This window comes from Clostridiaceae bacterium HFYG-1003, assembly GCA_024579835.1.
Taxonomy (GTDB): domain Bacteria; phylum Bacillota; class Clostridia; order Clostridiales; family Clostridiaceae; genus JG1575.
Window position 1 is genome coordinate 1,470,738 of the sequence record CP102060.1, and the last position, 16,776, is coordinate 1,487,513.

General features: G+C 50.7%; 13 protein-coding genes. 1 reads left to right on the forward strand and 12 read right to left on the reverse strand.

Features of this window, described 5'->3' with window-relative positions; genetic code table 11:
- Window positions 1–9: 9 nt before the first annotated feature.
- From NQU17_06680 to NQU17_06695, 4 genes are all read right to left on the reverse strand, one after another.
- A complete protein-coding gene (locus NQU17_06680; GenBank protein ID UUM13236.1) occupies window positions 10–2,508 on the reverse strand; it encodes a heavy metal translocating P-type ATPase in 2,499 nt (832 codons plus the stop codon).
- 3 nt (window positions 2,509–2,511) lie between these two features.
- Window positions 2,512–2,790, reverse strand: coding sequence for a metal-sensing transcriptional repressor (locus NQU17_06685; GenBank protein UUM13478.1), 279 nt, complete (start codon window positions 2,788–2,790; stop codon window positions 2,512–2,514).
- Window positions 2,791–3,020: 230 nt separating this feature from the next.
- A complete protein-coding gene (locus tag NQU17_06690; protein UUM13237.1) occupies window positions 3,021–4,403 on the reverse strand; it encodes an aldehyde dehydrogenase family protein in 1,383 nt (460 codons plus the stop codon).
- Window positions 4,404–4,557: 154 nt separating this feature from the next.
- Window positions 4,558–6,480 (reverse strand): hypothetical protein, encoded by a 1,923-nt coding sequence (locus NQU17_06695; protein UUM13238.1) that lies wholly within the window; start codon window positions 6,478–6,480, stop codon window positions 4,558–4,560.
- Window positions 6,481–6,865: 385 nt separating this feature from the next.
- On the opposite strand from NQU17_06695, the gene NQU17_06700 reads away from it, so the two are divergent.
- Complete coding sequence (locus NQU17_06700; protein ID UUM13239.1) at window positions 6,866–8,656, forward strand: transposase; 1,791 nt, start codon at window positions 6,866–6,868, stop codon at window positions 8,654–8,656.
- Between the two features lie 62 nt (window positions 8,657–8,718).
- Here NQU17_06700 and srtB read toward each other — a convergent pair whose 3' ends face one another.
- The 8 genes from srtB to NQU17_06740 form a co-directional block, all read right to left on the reverse strand.
- Window positions 8,719–9,492, reverse strand: a complete 774-nt coding sequence (gene srtB / locus NQU17_06705) for a class B sortase (GenBank protein ID UUM13240.1) — start codon at window positions 9,490–9,492, stop codon at window positions 8,719–8,721.
- 32 nt (window positions 9,493–9,524) lie between these two features.
- Complete coding sequence (locus NQU17_06710; GenBank protein UUM13241.1) at window positions 9,525–10,688, reverse strand: hypothetical protein; 1,164 nt, start codon at window positions 10,686–10,688, stop codon at window positions 9,525–9,527.
- Entirely contained in the window at window positions 10,685–11,248 is a 564-nt protein-coding gene (locus tag NQU17_06715) for a hypothetical protein (GenBank protein UUM13242.1), read from the reverse strand. The genes NQU17_06710 and NQU17_06715 overlap by 4 nt, the downstream gene beginning before the upstream one ends.
- 9 nt (window positions 11,249–11,257) lie before the next feature.
- Window positions 11,258–13,900, reverse strand: a complete 2,643-nt coding sequence (locus NQU17_06720; GenBank protein ID UUM13243.1) for a VWA domain-containing protein — start codon at window positions 13,898–13,900, stop codon at window positions 11,258–11,260.
- 11 nt (window positions 13,901–13,911) lie between these two features.
- Complete coding sequence (locus tag NQU17_06725) at window positions 13,912–14,496, reverse strand: SipW-dependent-type signal peptide-containing protein (GenBank protein ID UUM13244.1); 585 nt, start codon at window positions 14,494–14,496, stop codon at window positions 13,912–13,914.
- A 196-nt stretch (window positions 14,497–14,692) separates the two neighbouring features.
- A complete protein-coding gene (locus tag NQU17_06730) occupies window positions 14,693–15,292 on the reverse strand; it encodes a CalY family protein (protein ID UUM13245.1) in 600 nt (199 codons plus the stop codon).
- Between the two features lie 161 nt (window positions 15,293–15,453).
- Entirely contained in the window at window positions 15,454–16,050 is a 597-nt protein-coding gene (locus tag NQU17_06735; GenBank protein ID UUM13246.1) for a SipW-dependent-type signal peptide-containing protein, read from the reverse strand.
- Between the two features lie 56 nt (window positions 16,051–16,106).
- Window positions 16,107–16,631, reverse strand: a complete 525-nt coding sequence (locus NQU17_06740) for a signal peptidase I (GenBank protein UUM13247.1) — start codon at window positions 16,629–16,631, stop codon at window positions 16,107–16,109.
- Window positions 16,632–16,776 lie beyond the last annotated feature (145 nt).

The following is a 16,776-nucleotide window of genomic DNA, read 5'->3' on the forward strand; positions in this document are numbered from 1 at the left end:
GTCAGATGCTTATTCCGCTGCCTTTGTCCGGGCTGTGGCCCGGGGCGGCTTGTACCCTCTGAGTCTGAGGGCATTGGTCAGAACGCTGACCGACGACATGCTCATGGCGAAAGCGGCAATCATGGGATTGAGCAGCAAGGAATGATTTTGCGTGAACAGATACAGCAGACCCATGGCGACAGGGATGCCGATGACATTATAGAAAAATGCCCAGAACAGATTCTGCTTGATGTTTCGAATGGTTTTTCGGGACAGATCGATGGCTGAGGCAACGTCCATGATGTCGTCATGCATCAGAACAATGTCCGCAGATTCCATGGCCACATCGGTCCCGCTGCCGATGGCGATGCCTACATGTGCGGCTGCCAGTGCCGGAGCGTCATTGATGCCGTCTCCGACCATGCCGGTGATGAAACCTTCCTGTTTCAGGTTCTCGATGGTCTGAATCTTATCCTGGGGCATGACTTCAGCCACCACCTCGTCGATTCCCAGCTGAGCCGCAATGGCCTGGGCAGTGCGCTGATTGTCGCCTGTAAGCATGATAGTTCGAATTCCCATCTGCTTCAGCTGATCCACGGCTTCCCGGGATGTCGGCTTTATCGTATCCGCGACGGCGATGATTCCGATGACCTGATGCTGACGGGCCACGAACATCGGGGTCTTGCCGTTCTGAGCCAGTTCCTCCGCCTGTCGGACAATCGGGTCTGCCATCTGCTGGGACCTGGTGGTCATCAGACGTTCGTTCCCAATGGACCAGAGGACGCCATCAATTTCAGCCTGGATGCCCATTCCGGTTAATGTTTTGAACTGTTCTGTCCGTTTCAGCGGGATTTGACCTTCCCGGGCAAAATCAATCATAGCCCGTCCCAGAGGATGCTCTGAATCCGCTTCCAGTGAAGCCGCCGCCTGGATTAATTCCTGAGTGGTGAAGTCCCCTTGCGGCAGCACATCGGTGACAACGGGTTTCCCCTGAGTCAGGGTACCGGTTTTGTCCAACACCAGTGCATTGATCCGATGAGCCTGTTCCAGTGCCTCTCCGGATTTAATCAGAATTCCGTTTTCAGCGCCTTTGCCCGTTCCCACCATAATGGCCGTCGGGGTAGCCAGACCCAGGGCACAGGGGCAGGCAATGACCAGAACGGAAACCAGAATCGTCATGGCAAAGGCTGTGCCCTCGCCGCGCATCAGCCAGAACAGGGCGGACACGATGGCGATGACGATGACGACCGGTACGAAATATCCGGAAATGATATCTGCCAGTCTGGCAATCGGCGCTTTTGTCGCCTGCGCGTCCTCGACCAGTCGGATGATGGCAGATAGCGCTGTTTCACTCCCTACTTTTGTTGCCCGGTAGCGAATGGTTCCGCCGCTGGAGGTTGAAGCGGTGTAAATTTCGGCACCGGGACCTTTAGCCACAGGAATGGATTCTCCGGTCAGCATGGATTCGTCCATATAGTTGCTGCCTTCCAGAACCTCTCCGTCTGCGGGCGCTGAGGATCCCGGTTTCAGCAGGATGATATCGCCTCGCACCAGATCGTCAACCGGGATAACAACTTCCTGATCGTTGCGGATGATCGTTGCCTTGTCCGGTCGAAGTCCCATCAGTTTCTTAATAGCCTGACTGGTCCGCCCCTTGGAGATGTTCTCAAGAAACTTCCCCAGCGTAATCAAAGCCAGGATGGTGGCTGCCGACTCGAAATAGATGTTGTGCACGGCGTGATGCTCGCCGCCGGCCACCAGCAGAAGCTGATAGACCGAAAAGCCAAACGCCGCGGTCGTTCCCAGCGCAATGAGCGTATCCATGTTAGGATTACCCCGGAACAGGTTCGCATATCCTGATGTATAGAACCGCCGGCTGACAAAAAGAACCGGCAGCGTCAGCGCCAGCTGCAGCAGCGCGAAATTCAGAGGCTGGTGATCCGGTGCGATGACGGCAGGCAGCTGCAGGCCAAGCATCGGTCCCATCGCAATGACAAGCAGAGGAATCGTAAACGCCATGCTGACAATCAGCCGGATGCGGTATGGATTGACCGCCTGCACCTCAGTTGCTGCCGTGCTTTCTTCCCGCAGATGGAATCCAAGCTTATCCACGGCAGCTTCCACTTCGTCGGTTTTAATCAGAGCCGGGTCATACGACAGATAGAGCTTGCCGCTGGCATAGTTGACGACGGCAGAGTCGACACCGTCTTTTTTCCCCAGCACCCGTTCAATGGATTGGGCGCAGGCTACACAGTCCATGCCCTCCACAGTAAACTGCTTTTTCCGCAGTTCAGCCGCCGCTTCCGTCTGACGGCTGATTTCATCCTGTGTCAGATGGAACCCCAGTTTTTCCACCTTCTGATGGATCAGTTCATCCGAAATCAGATTCTCATCGTAATCCAGATATAATTTATTGTTTCCATAGTTGACCGTGGCAGCCGTTACGCCTTCCTGACGTCCCAGCACCCGTTCGATGGACTGGGCGCAGGCCACGCAGTCCATGCCGCCTACTTCATACGTCTTTTTCATCGGTTATTTAGCCTCCAGTAATTTTTCCATCAGGGCGGCAATCTCCGCCGTTTTCTCCTGCTTAAGAACCGGATCCTCGCTGTTCATCGCATCCAGTACACAATGTTCCATATGCTGGACCAGAATATGCTTTTGAGCTTTTCGAAGCAGGGCCTGAGCTGCCAGGATCTGATTGGAAATATCAATGCAGTAGCGACCGGTTTCAATCATTCGTATTATCCCGTCGAGCTGGCCCCGAGCGGTCTTTAACTGAGTTAGTGCCAATTTGCGTTCCTGATTCATGGGTATTTCTTTTGTTGTCATTCGGATCCTCCTCCCCCCCCCTTGGGTGGGGTGCATCTTCAGTATACCCTCTTCGTCTGATTGATGTCAAGATGGCAAAAGACTCTTCTGAAAACCTGCCAGGGCAGCAGGACAGAAGAGTCTTTCATGGTCTTTGATCACTTGATTCACAGCCGGCTGCGTGATCAGATCGGATGACGGTATCGTCCGCCGCCGGGACTGAAAGATCCTTACTTCAGCTTTTTTGTAAGAACCCGGCGAAGAAGTTTTTCCTTCCAGCTCTCATAGGGAGGATACACCATGGAATTCATCAGATTGGCCGGAGAGGTTACCACCGTCCGCTGATGAGAAAAAGCTTCAAAGCCATATCGACCATGGTAGGAACCCATGCCAGAATGCCCTACGCCGCCGAATGGCGCGCCCTGAGCACTAACCTGGAGCAATGTGTCATTGACACACCCTCCCCCGCTGGGAAGGCGCAGAAGGACTTTACGGGCAAAGGCCTCTTTCTGGCCAAAGACGTAAGCCGCCAGGGGCTTTTCTTTTGCTCGGATCTGCTCGATGACTGAATTGATGTCGCGATATTCGAGAACCGGCAAAATGGGGCCGAATATTTCATCCCGAAGCAGCGGATGATCCAAAGGGACATCAGTTGCCACCGTGGGGGCGATATAGCGTTCTTCTGCCAGAATCCGACCGCCTTTCACCAGGTTCAGATCTGCGGTCAAAAGCTGACAGAGCCGATCGAAATGACGCTGATTCCCGATCCGGCTGTAATGAGGGCCAAGAGCCGGGTCATCGCCGTAAAACTCATCGATGGCTCGCTTTAATTCTTCGAGAAAGGCTGCGGCAACCTCGCGGTGGACATACACATGATCCGGCGCAACGCAGGTCTGGCCGGCATTGACAAATTTTCCCCAGGCGATTTTCCGGGCAGCCGCCACGACGTCAGCATCGCGCAGCACGATGGCCGGATTCTTTCCGCCCAGTTCCAGAAGAACTGGAGTAAGCGTACGGGCAGCTACTGACATGATTTTCGTCGCGGTATGCGTGCTCCCGGTAAACAGAATCTTGTCAAAACGCTGCTGGAGAAGTTCATTGTGAGGATCCTGCGTGCCGTCAATCAGCTCCACATGACCGGGCCGGAAGACCCGTCGAATCAGATCGCGCAGTTCGCTGGACACATTCGGCAAAGATCCGCTCATACGTATCACTGCGGTATTGCCCGCGCTGATTGCCGAGATTAAAGGCATCAGCGCCAGCTGAACCGGATAATTTGTCGGGACGATTATGAGCACCACGCCTAGGGGTTCTCGGATTATTTCCGTCCTTGCCATCATGGTATCGATGGAGCGGGGGACCGTTTCCGGTTTGGCCCACTCTTCCAAATGCGCCGTCACATACTCGATCTCCCGGTAGACTGTAGCAAATTCGGTCATAAAAGCTTCAAAAGACGGTTTCCCCAGCTCCTGCTCCAGAGCCCTCACCAGATCCGCCTCCTTCTCCCGAAGCGCAATATGGAGGCGTTTGAGGGCATTCAGACGAACCGTCATTTGCCGGGCAACGCCTGTCGCGTAATAGGCCCGGCAGGCTTGCACTGTTTCGTGGATCATAAATTCTCCTTATTTTTCGGATTCACATCCAGGATGCACTTTGTCCGCCTCCACAGATATTCACCCGGCTAATTTCTGTTTGGTATTCTACTCTCAAACGAAAGGAGAACTCACGGATGAGTTCTCCGACCGTTTCCGTTATGTTGAATCGTTTTTAGTGGTTGGGATCCTCTTCGGGGAAATCAAAGCTGAGTTCTTCCGCTTCTTCTACCTCCAGATCATCCAGCTCCAGGTCGACTCCGGTTTCATCCGCGAAATCATAGTCTTCCAGGTCGCCCTCGATGCCCTCAAACAGCAGATCATCCTGCATGTCATAGGATTCCTCTTCCATAAACAGATCATCCAGTTCACTGTTCAAAAGAATCGCCACTGAATTTTTCATGAGCATGTCTTCAAACATGATCACTGCATCATCTGAATCCGTCTTTCTCAGAACTACGGTTCCCTGATAGGTTTCGCCTGGCTTAATGATTCGCTGTTCCAGCGTTGTGCCTTCTTCATGAATCGGAACCGGAGCAGTAACCCGGGATCTGGAGTTATAGCGCTGAATCAGCATCGGGCTGAAGAAATAATCCTTATTGCCCCGATTGTGAATGGTGACTTCGAGTTCTTCGGTGTAGAATTCCTCAGCATCCGCTTCCTCGGCCTCCGTCTTCATCCGGTTCACCCGTTCCTGGAGATAATCCTTGGCATCCAGAAGTTTCTCCTTCAGATTCTGGAATCCTTCGGAGGTTTTCTGCCGAATTTCTTCAGTTTTCTGCATGATCACCGATTCATCGTCTTCCCAGGAGATTTCATCCAGACCATAGGGATTCTCGACCAGATTTTCCTCCGGAGTGGGATCATCACTTCCGGATTCCATCTTATTTTCGAAAAGGTCATTGGCCTTGTCTTCTACGGCGGACTTTGCTTCACCAAAGGTTTCTTCCAGATCTTCGGTCAGCTTTTCCAAGCCTTCCCGATTGTTCTGGATAATGTCTTCAGAGGATTCTTCCAGATCCTGAACCTGATGAATGATCTGTTCGTCCTGCTTTTGGGCGGTTTCAAACAGTTCCTCTGCTTCCTCGGCTGCTGCTTTCTTCGCTTCCTTGAACCCATGTTTCAGGTCATTTTCCATGGAATCGAGTCCTTCTTCATTGTCCTGAATAAAAGCATCTTTCTCATCCAGGGCAGCCTGGCGTTTTTCAGCCAGCATTTCTTTGAATTCGTCAGCCTTTTCACTGGCGATCGAATAGACTTCCTTGGCTTTGTCTCCCACCGTCTCTGCGACCCGGCGGGCGGTCTCCCCGGCTGTGCCCATGGCAAGCTCCGCTTTCTTTCTCAGTTCTTCCACCGGGTTGATCGGCTCTGCCAGATCGTCCGGGTTGAATTCAGTCAAATCTTCCCCAGGGAAAGACAGGTTGACTACGATGTCCTCGCCCAGGAGGGCATTCTGTCCGACCTGGTATATTTTGGTGGGACGTACATGCATTTTTGCCGGGATTTCGGTTTCCGCTTCAAGAAGTTCCGCATCTCCCATTTCATTCCATTTTTTCATCTTCTCTGAGAATTCTGCCTTGACGGCTTCTTCCCGGTCCTTGCGATTCTTATAGTAGGCATATGCTCCGGCAGCGGCTGCGGCCAGAACGGCCATACCGGCAGCGGTCTTTACAACCTTCTTCCCTTTTTTCGGGACTGCCTTACCTAAATCTTCAGCTTTCGTCTTGCTGAACAGGACAGCCTGTGCTCCGGCTGCTTCCGCATCCTTTGTCACGTCTTCCTTTACCTTGGCCACCTTTTGAGCTGTTTCCTCAGAGTTCTTTTTAAAATGAGCCATCGCGTCATTCTTTGTCGCAATCAGCTTTTCACCGGTGCGGCTGATTACCTTGGCTGCATCCTTGCGGACTTCTTCAGCGGTTTCAGCAACATGCTCTGTTTTCTTGCCGGCATCCTTCAGCAGTTCGCCTACCAGATTCGCTCCCTTGCCAAATAACTCCTGAGCAGTTTCAAGCCCTTCCTTGGCGGCGGGAACCACCTTTTCATGTATGGTTTCCTGTATCGTCTCTTGTGTCTTTTTTACAATTCCGTCGTCTTTCATTATTGTTCCTCCTTAAAGAGTGATCTGTGCCAGGGTAAATCTAATCATATTATAATGCAAAAACCTTGAAGTCAGCGCTTCCGGAGCGTTTGTTTACCAAGTTTTAGTAAAATATACTTTTTTTTCACACGATATCGGCCAAAATCATCAAAAACCCCGTCGTCTTCCTGCCGGCAGAAGCACTTAACGCCAAAAAGATCCTGCCTCCCGAGGTGGGAGTGCAGGATCTGCCACGGCCTGTCAATCTAAGTTTTGCAAACAATTATACTAGTAACGATCTGCAAACTCCTGAAACCATTGTAATGTCTGAGAAAATCAGTCTTTTCCATCTTGTTATCCCCTCCTATTTTTAGTATAATTATACTAAAAATAGGAGGGGATAACAATGGCTCGTCCCACGGATTCTAACAGCCCTTACCGGGTATCGATTCATCACAATAATGGATACCACTATGCCAGTACACAGCCGGCCAGAGTGAACCCAAAGACCGGAAAACGGGAATACCGTCACGTTTATTGGGGGACGGTAACAGATGATCTTAAGTTTATTCCGGGAAAGAATTATCTTCTGGAGTCTATTGAGGAACGAGGTAAACTCATCTTCCCGGAAGGATGGGATCTAAGTGAAATTGACAAACTGTCAGGACGACGGAAGGCGGGAAGGCCGGTTATTGAAAGTCAGGATGAGAACCGGCTCTATGGCGACATATGGCTGTTGGAGAAGATTGCGGAACAGACCGGCCTGAGATTCGACCTAATGAGCACATTTGATGGGGACAAGGAAAAAGTTGATACCCTCATGACATTGGCCCTCTATCTTCTTTGTGGACGAGAGACCTATAACCAGCTGGCTTCCTGGCAGCGCATAGCCAAGACCCCCTGGGCAAAGCCACTCTCTTCTCCGTATATTACCAGGTTTACCCAGTCCATTACAGAGCAGGATCGCATGGCGTTCTTGCGTCTGCGGGCACGCCGACTCCACGACAATGAGCTGTGTGCCGTCGATTCCACAAGCTGTTCCAGCTACGGACACTCGCTGGCGGATATCCATTACGGGCGGAACAAAGAACAACTGCCCCTTCCACAGACCCTGGAAGTAGTAGTCTACACCCTGGATGGCCACATGCCAGTCTATTATCGAAGCTTTGCCGGAAACACCCCTGACTCCCGAAGCCTGGCCGTGATCCTGAAGGATTTGAAACAGGCTGGCATGAAACGAATTATCCTGATCACTGACCGGGGGTATGAATCGATCCGCAATCTGGAACTATACATCGACCAGCAGCAACGCATGATCATGGGAACCAAAACCGGCCAGAAACACGTTCGTCAGTTGATCGATGAATTCGGAAACTTCGGCCACCACCCGGAGGGTATGCAAGTGGATCCGGAGGAACGGATCTACTATCTGCAGAAAGATATGGATTACCAGATCGAAGGGCAGCGTGACAACCTTAAGAAAGCAGATAATCTGAAACTGAACCTGTACTTTGATCCCATCCGCCGAGGCAATGAACTGACGGATCTGGACATTGCTCTGGCAGCTCAAAAAGAAGCCTTGGAAGCGTCCCTTGTTAACCAAATCCCCTTGGATGATGATGAAACGCTGAAACAGGTCTACCGGTTTTATCGGTTGAAGTATAATGCGAAAACTCGAATCCTGGAGGACTTCAGCCTGGATGAGACCAAGGTCATCCGGTGTCGGCGAGAAGCAGGTTTCTTTGCCAACACGACCCATGGTTTGGACATGGATGCGTTGAGTGCTAACCGGCATTACAGGCTGCGGGATGAACAGGAGAAGTATTTTGCCCTGATGAAAGGGGTCCTGGGAGCCGACCGCCAGCGTACATCAACGGAAACTGGAAAAATTGGTCGTTCCTTTATTCTCTTTGTTGCCCAGATCATGGGCTGTTACCTAAGCCATGTCCGCAAAACAAAGCTGGGCGAACAGTTTCATTCGGTAGCGGATGTGTTAAACGAGATGAGGCCGATTCGCTATATCGAGCACCCCAACACGAAGGCGTACATTACCCCATTTGTGGGGAAACAGGTGGACATATGCGAGGCTCTTGGCTTTGAGATCCCTGAGGGATGCGCCCCGGACTACGTGGTGAAAAAGACGAACAAGGGTAAGCGCGGACGTCCACGTAAAAATCAATTGGTCGTTAAGGAATAGTTTCTAGTATAAAACTCTGTAAAACTCAGACTGTCAAAGGTGCTCCGAACAACCTCGTGGCCTTACTGGACAGGCGTCATCATGGCCAGAACAACATAGCGCGCCTCATCAAAGTCATAAGCACAGGTGGACAGGGTTACGATCTGACCAGCGGCCTCTGTGGAGATAGGACTTTGAAACTCTGATCGGGCCTTCATGGCCTGTATAAATCCCGGCAAGTCCCCGGCATCAGAGATCAGCTGATACGTATCAGAGTCAGCCGGGGTCACAAATCCGGCAAACAGATCCAGCCGAAAGGTAATGTTCGGAGTAATGAGCCACATCATGGGATGGACCTCAAAATAACCCGGTTTCGAGTAGTCAGGCAGAGTTCCGAACATCGAGTCATTCTTCATATTATGCCCGTAGAGGATCGTGTGATAATCACTGAAAGCAGCCTGATTGCGAGAATCCATAAAAATGCTGCCGGCTTTATTCTCAGTCCCGTCCACCATACGGTGAAGGTATTGTTGATTATCTTTTCCTCGGACGATCGGGTAATTGATTTTTCCGTTATCACTGTAAATCCAGCCAACAACATCCGGATAAAGCAATGCCAGAGCCGGCAGATCCACCTGGACAGGGTTTTCGGGATGACTCTCGGAAGGGTTTGCTTCCGATGATTGATTCCTTCTCGGCTGCGTGCTGGATTCCAAGCGGACAAATTGGCTGGTCAGCTGATCATATCCACTTTCCCCTGCCGCATATTCAGAGATGATTGAGTACAGCTGAAATCCAGACAAGCCAATCATGAGTCCTGCCGTCAGGATCACCAGCCATCGCACGGTCTTATTCATTTGTGGTGGTCCTTCCTTTGTATTTCAATCGATCAATCCGGCTGCTGTGAGGCTTTCACTTTGTTCCTCTTTCCGGCAGCCTTGCGGCGATCGTCATAGATGACATAAATCATTCCGGCAACCCCTAGCAGAAACACCATGCCCCATAGAAGCGGTGCTGACTCATCTCCTGTCTTGGGTGGATTTCCCGGATCCGTGGGATTGGCGGGATCTGTAGGGTTTGGGGGAGTTGGCTTGTCCGGTGGACCTGGATTTTCAGGGTCAGGATCTTTCGGCCCTTCCGGACTGGTTCCATTCGTCACATTCCGGAAAACCAGTTCACTGGGGATGTTGGTCGTCTGGTTGACGATCCTCACATCCACCTCATCGGTTAATCCCTGGACCGTAATCTGCACCTCATAAACCGTGGGATCATAGGTAATGGTCTGATCCTTTCCGGTTTCCTCCGAAACATAGTATACATGAGTACCAGGGCTATCAATCAGCAAGGTATCGAATAAGATCTGCCCTCCCCGATTCGGCTTGCGCTGAAGTACTGAATTGGCAGAATCCTTCAGCAGGAAGTTGAATTTATTCCCGACAGGAGCTTTCCCATCCAGAAATTTTTCTGCGGTCAGCGTCACCTGAACCGGGGAAAATGAACCGATCTCTTCAGCCAGAAATATCCAATCCACTTCGCCGATTCGGCTGGCATAGCGATTATCCAGTTCAGTCGGCACTTCCAGTTCGACCCGCAGATTTCTCGTCTGACCGGGAGTGAATACGCCAAGAAGGACATTCCTGGTCAACTCCCTTGTCTGATCCGGAGAGCCGTGGTAGATGGGTTGATCGCCCTGCCAGACGGTCATGGTCAGCTGACTGAGAAAGTCCTGCATTGTAGGGAGCGTTTCTGATGATGCAGTCGGTTCACTGATCGGATTAGCTGTTCCGCTATGCGCCTCGGCCCTCAAGAAGATACGGACTGACTTACTCCCTTTGTAATTATTCCTGATCGCGATGTCCTGATGAATGACATCTCCGGGCATCGCGTTCTTAAACTCAGGGAATAAATCGCTGTCTGAGAAATTCGAACCAGGGAAAAATACATATTTCTCAGCTCCTCCCTCATAGGTAACCGAGGCAGGCTGGGCCTGAACGATTTGTCCCGGTACAGTCAAAAGCAGCAGGAGAACCAGAGTGGTCAGCATTTTTTTCATGGAGACACCTCCAGCCGATGATTGACCACAGCTACGTTCCAGGCCTCTTCCACCGCCAAGGACGGCGTGCTCTGGATTCCGGATCCGAGTATTTCGATGGAAAGCTGGCTGTTCGCATTTGGCCTGAGCTGTCTGGCCTCCTGAATCAGAACGCTGGAAACCTCACCTGAGCCCACGGGAGCGCGATGGTAGAAAAATCCATCCAGCATAAACCAGTCTGTCCGGTTGAGTTCGAGGGTATAGTCCGTTCCCAGTTCGGGCTGTTTCCCGATGATATTTCCAGAAGCGTCTCTCCAGGTCACCAGAATGGCTGCCCGGACATATGCCGAAACATTGCCCGTATTGGCAACAGTCACATCCCGCTTGGTCTGTCCATCGAAGGATTCCATGATTTCGACTGAAACCACCCCGTGCGAAAAACTGTTCACCACCTGGTCCGATTTGGATACAAGCAGGGAATACGTTGATCCGATTCCAAAGAGCAGAATCAGTCCGACTGCCAGGAACATACCGGAGGATTTCATCAGGGAGCCCAGATTCAATATTTTATTTGGTTTCATCCCTACCTCCTATTTACCAAGTAATTGAAAAATATTTCGGATCCAGGAATCGCCCGAGAGCCATTGGTCCGATGTCTTCTGGTTACGGAAGCTGACTTCAGCAGTACTTCTGGGGTTCGTCGCCACATCGATCTGCTGTTGATCCGGCGTATACCGCCAGGACCATTCGGTCAGTTCCCGAACCGTATAATTCCCCTTGGGCAGATCCTTTATCAGAAGTTCTGAATTTCCGGAAAGAGAAACGGTCAGGTCGATGCCTGCGGTCTTCGCATCAGTTCCCGTTACCTGAAACAGGAATTTCTGCTCGGGATCTGTTTCATTCCCCACAATTGTTTTCACAATGCGCAAATCGGACAGCTCATCGAGATAATAGCCAAACCAGACTTCCTGGCTGCTGTCTCCTGCCGGGATTGTAACACTCACCGATGGGGCGGATCCTGTCAGGTCGTTCCAGATGAATTCCCGATATTCATAATCCGCAAACACCTGAGCTGTGACTATATAACTTGTGTTGTAGTTCAGAGCACTCGTGCCATTGAATTCAAAATAGTCGGCGGGCTGGATCTGTTGAGCGAACTGCGGTTCTTCGACCGGTAACCCCTCGGAGTTCACCGGTTCTCCCAACTCGTTCACCCGGTACCAGTGTACCAGGATCGTTCCGCCTCCCACATTGACCTTGGGGAGAGGAAATTCCTTCACCACCGGATTTTGCAGATAGTCTGTGTATTCAAAGGTCGTTTCTTTATTGGTATCAACGATTTCGCCAGGCAAAATGGTGACTCCCGGCCGAACTCCGACCCGGTAGATCATCGTTGGGTCATTTCCTTCATTCACATTGCCTGCCTGCCATAGAATCGACCGGGTGACCGGATCATAGGTCAGACTGCCTTGGCTCAGATAGACATCAGCCAGACCGGCCCGGTATACGGTCAGGTCATTCGTAGAAACAGGGCTGGCTCCCGAAAACTCCAACGCTACCTTATCGCCCATGGGGTCGGTGACTCGGGAATTGGATGCAGCGATTGCGATGCTGCCGGCAATCGAGGCAAAGGCATTCGTCAAAACCCTGGGGACATTGGTTTCATTGGCAGCAATTCGGAAATAGCCCTTTCCCAGAGTTCCGTCAGAGGCAACCGCTTTCAATACTGCCTCGCCATTTGTTCCGGCCTGCAGAGCAATGGAATAGACCGTCGTGCCCTTTGCCTTGGTTTGGTTTGCTTCCCAGATCGTTGCCATACCATTGTTTCCGCCGCTGTTCTGAAAAGCTGAATTGCCGTCGTAAACTTTATAGGTCCTTACCACATTATGATTACATCGTATGGTGATCGATGTATTTGAAGATACGTAAAAAGAACTTCCGCTTCCGGCCACTCTGGTGTAATCAGCGGTCATTCTGATGTTGGTAAAATAACCGCCGGAATGGTCCGTCTTATGATTCTTTCCCGCAGTGCAGTCTACATAACTAGCCGATCCGGTGAACTCATAACTGAAGGTGGGTTCACCGTCACTGAGGAGAACGATATTCTTCAGTTTGCCGGTAGACTGAGCTGAATAAAGAATCCGGTCCGCCTCGTGAAGCCCTGCCTGGATATTTGTGCCGCCGGAATCATAGTTGTTGGCGTAATATCCGTTTTGATTAATGGAATCAATATATTGCGTAAATTGAGTCTTTGTGGCTGAATCAAAGAATACTGTTGAATCAACCAGCCCCGAGCCATAAACGACCACCGCCAGTCGGGTAGTGGACCCCACTTTCAGCAATTTCTCGCCGAATTCCTTGGCTGCTATTTTCGTATTTTTTATTCTTGATGCATCATTGTACATGCTGTTGGAATTGTCAATGATCAAAACAACATCCGACGTTGTCTTGTAGTTCTTCCCTTGAATTTTCAGCGTGACTTCCCACAGATCATCCGGGAGAGCCACAGCCTTTTTATCCAGTAATATGGCACCTTCATTCGGCCACACTGGACCCGATACAGGTGCTGCGGCCAAAAGACCCAACCGGTTCCTGGAAAAAGAACTGATCATTTTTGATACTGAATAATCATTGGAGATAAATCCCGGATGAACCATCTCCTCAACAATTCGGGTGCCTTCATGACTAGAAACAAGTCCCTCCAAGCTTCCTGCCTGATCCTTGTTCATTTGATTGATCGCCAAAGGAAAGTCCTTTTTCTTCAGCGTCTGAAACAGGTAGTCTTTCAGTTCGATGCCAGTAATGAGCTTGCCATTGACGATAAGGCCCTTGGTAAAGGTCTCGACCTGTTCCGGAGTATAATCGTTCAGATCCGCCCGGTCAGAATCCTTATCCTTTGGTTCCCCGCTCACCGGGTGGACCTGGCAGCTGCAATGTTCCGGATGTTCCGTACATCCTTCTGCACAGTTCGGTAACCCGCAGGTAGGACACAATTCGACCTCTTCATTGATAAGCCCCTCGGAAGCAGGTACTTCCTGAGGTTCTGATTCGGTCAATGAATCCTGCTCGGCGTCAGGAACGGAATCCGGCGTTGACGTCACAAAATGAGGCGATGCTTCATACATCGTCCCACTCTGATCCGGCAGGATCGTGCCGGCTGCATAGGTTTCTGGTATTCCTGCGGATATCATCATCAGGAAAATGAGGATGCCTGCGAGTATTTTCTTTTTCATGATCGACCTCCTCATTGGTTTGCTGACAGTTCAGGCCAGCCTCTGGCTTCCAGGACATGATCTCCGTTGTTGTCCGCCTGAACCGCCTGAGCCCTGACATCGACAATGGCGGTGCTGTTCTGGTACCGGTTGTCCATCGTCTCGGCAAAAGTCACCTTTGTAAATAAGGGAACGGTGGTTTCTCCCGGTTTCAGACGCCTTCTGTAGTAGAAACAGCCGCCCTCACCCACAAGCCAGTGCTCCAGATTGTAATCCGGCTGAATCAGGGATAAATCCGGCTGCTCCCCACGCTCCGATGACAGCGTGATGGCAGCATCTACCTTAACCCGAACATAAGCATCCGCACTGCCCGTATTTTTAATCTGAGCAATCTTACTGATCTGTGATCCTGGCATTACGCCATGAACATTTTCAAAAGCAACCGGCTGGCCTGTTTCATCCAGCTCGTTCGTCAGTTCCTGGAGCTCAATGGCTATATTTCCGGTAGTAATGATATTATGGGCCCGTTCTTCTGAGGTGAAGTACGCTAAAGTCCCAATGGTGAGAATTGAGCATAAGCTCATGAGTAAAGCCAGAAGCATCAGTTTACGTTTCACTGCATCCGTCTCCTTTTTCAGGCAGTCCTCTTCTGTCTGTTTCGAGGTCCTGCAATATATATATTTATCAATCTCTGTCCTGAGCATATCTATGATCTATCGATCTGACCATATGAGAAGATCCGGCACGAGTTGTGCCGGGTACTCTCGTATGGTCTGCCCTCGGCGGGCAGACACTTGTTATTTAAAGTCAGTCCTAGGGGGTCTGTGCGTCAAATGCGCTGAAGGCATCTGCTGCATTACCAAAAGTGTCCGCCTGAATCGCATCGGCAGTTACTGTGATCGTGAAATCAGCACCCAGGGAAGTCATGTCGGCATTGTCAAACTTAGCTGGCAAAGTCACGCTGGTGAAGAGCGCGCCGGTAGTGGCTGTAGGAGCCAGAACAGTGTTGTAGTAATACGAATAGGTAATGGTGTCCTTCGCCGTGTCTTCGGTGATCGCAGCCCGATCCCATTTGGCTGTGTCATATCCAGCGAAGATTCCCTCCAGCTGAGTAATGCTGTGCTTCGTCATGGCAGTCTTGAAGGCAGCAGCGTCGGTGACGGTCACATTGACGCGGACCCAGGCATTGTTTGCGCCATCATTGGTCACGATTGGATTTTTCTCATAGGTAACGCCAGGCTGTACGGCAGCAGGTTGCTGCCAGTTCGGCTCGGTGAGAGTGATCGCAACATTACCTACGGTGAAAACATTGGCTTTGCTGTCCTTATCGGTAAAGAATGCCAGAGTGGCGCCAGCAAGGGTAACAGCAAACAGGGCGGCAACGAGTGCCAGTGTTGTGATTTTCTTCTTCATTTTTTCTTTTCTCCTTTTTTTTAACCCATTAATGACGAACGCTATGAAGTCGTTTCTAAATCTGTAATTTCGTATTCAGGTGTCATGTGGTACATTGTGAGGCTGGTATAAGGGATATTGATCTTCGAACGAATAAGTCCTCTGATATTGGTGTTGGATTCCTACGGAGCGGGGAACGGAGCGGCTTTGAAAGCAGCATCAGCGTTAGCAAATCCATCCGCCTGGACGGCGTACGCTTCAACTGTAATCGTGGCCGGTGCATAGGCTGTCAGGTCAGTTCCGGTTTTTGCGCCATCGACGATGAACTGCTCGAATACCTTAATGTTGGCATCGGCCTTTACGGTACTCTGATAGGCATAGATATCGCTGCCTGGGGCAACAGCAGTCCAGCCAAGTTTCTCCATCTGCTTGGCAATGGTCGTGTCCCCGGCTTTTTCGATGGCGGAGAGACCATTGTTGACTCGCACGAAGAGCCAGCTGTCCTCACTGCCTGCAGTGATGTGAACCGTCGGATCCTTGACATAGCTATGACCTGGAATCAATTTGTAGCTGTTGGCCTGAACACGCTCTGAGCCATCCACAACGCCCATGGCTGTGACTTTGGCTTCATCAAGAGTGATTGCTACTTTTCCTACGGTAAAGGTATTTTCAACCTTTTGTGACTGGGCGGTCAGGAAGGCGTACGTGCCCAGTACTGAGGCTGCGACGAGCAGGATCGCACTGAAGGCGAGAAGTAGTGCTTTGCGTTTTGATTTCATGATTTACCTCCGATAATAAAGAATCTATGGGGAGCCTTGCGGCATTGCCCTCTGGGTTAGGAATTGGACTCCTCGGCCTTGGGTTTTTCTGTATCTTCACCCAACAGGTCCGGCAGGAAGACTAAGAGAATCAGGATGAGACCTGCTGCGATGGCAAAGTACATGCCAGGGGGTTTCTGTATATAATTGGCAAGATACCCAAGGTAGGGAATGGTAAAGACCGGAGTGCCGATGAGATTCTTAAAGTGAACCGGTGATCCGTCCGGTGTCTGATTGGCATCCCCTTTGGTAGTAAACTGCTGATTGACCGGGTCAGCTGCGATGACCCGATGCGTGACCACAGTCAGCTTTTCATCCAATACATATGTGATGGGCATTCCCACGATGATGTCCTTTGCCTCAGTAGGCCTGACGTAGATCAGGGAACCGGTTGCATAAGTCGGTTCCATGGAACCGGACAGGACGGTGTATACCTGATAGCCGATGAGGCGGACACCCACCAGGAGGAGAGCCAGAATAACTACCAGCGCAACCAGAAGCGAAGTAAAATAATTCCATATTCTTTTTACGTTATGATTCATTCATTGCCTACTTTCGATTTCGTTGGAAGAAGCGGTATTGCTTGGATTGAGTCCGGTTTGGGGAAGTTCAATTCGTAAGTTGGTACATTTCTATAACAATTCCAAATACAACAATAATGCTTAAAACAATAAGAATCAAGAAGAA

Coding starts and splice junctions, on each gene's coding strand:
- NQU17_06680 (UUM13236.1), bottom strand. CDS start 2,508: ATGAAAAAGACGTATGAAGTAGGCGGCATGGACTGCGTGGCCTGCGCC.
- NQU17_06685 (UUM13478.1), bottom strand. CDS start 2,790: ATGAATCAGGAACGCAAATTGGCACTAACTCAGTTAAAGACCGCTCGG.
- NQU17_06690 (UUM13237.1), bottom strand. CDS start 4,403: ATGATCCACGAAACAGTGCAAGCCTGCCGGGCCTATTACGCGACAGGC.
- NQU17_06695 (UUM13238.1), bottom strand. CDS start 6,480: ATGAAAGACGACGGAATTGTAAAAAAGACACAAGAGACGATACAGGAA.
- NQU17_06700 (UUM13239.1), top strand. CDS start 6,866: ATGGCTCGTCCCACGGATTCTAACAGCCCTTACCGGGTATCGATTCAT.
- srtB (UUM13240.1), bottom strand. CDS start 9,492: ATGAATAAGACCGTGCGATGGCTGGTGATCCTGACGGCAGGACTCATG.
- NQU17_06710 (UUM13241.1), bottom strand. CDS start 10,688: ATGAAAAAAATGCTGACCACTCTGGTTCTCCTGCTGCTTTTGACTGTA.
- NQU17_06715 (UUM13242.1), bottom strand. CDS start 11,248: ATGAAACCAAATAAAATATTGAATCTGGGCTCCCTGATGAAATCCTCC.
- NQU17_06720 (UUM13243.1), bottom strand. CDS start 13,900: ATGAAAAAGAAAATACTCGCAGGCATCCTCATTTTCCTGATGATGATA.
- NQU17_06730 (UUM13245.1), bottom strand. CDS start 15,292: ATGAAGAAGAAAATCACAACACTGGCACTCGTTGCCGCCCTGTTTGCT.
- NQU17_06735 (UUM13246.1), bottom strand. CDS start 16,050: ATGAAATCAAAACGCAAAGCACTACTTCTCGCCTTCAGTGCGATCCTG.
- NQU17_06740 (UUM13247.1), bottom strand. CDS start 16,631: ATGAATCATAACGTAAAAAGAATATGGAATTATTTTACTTCGCTTCTG.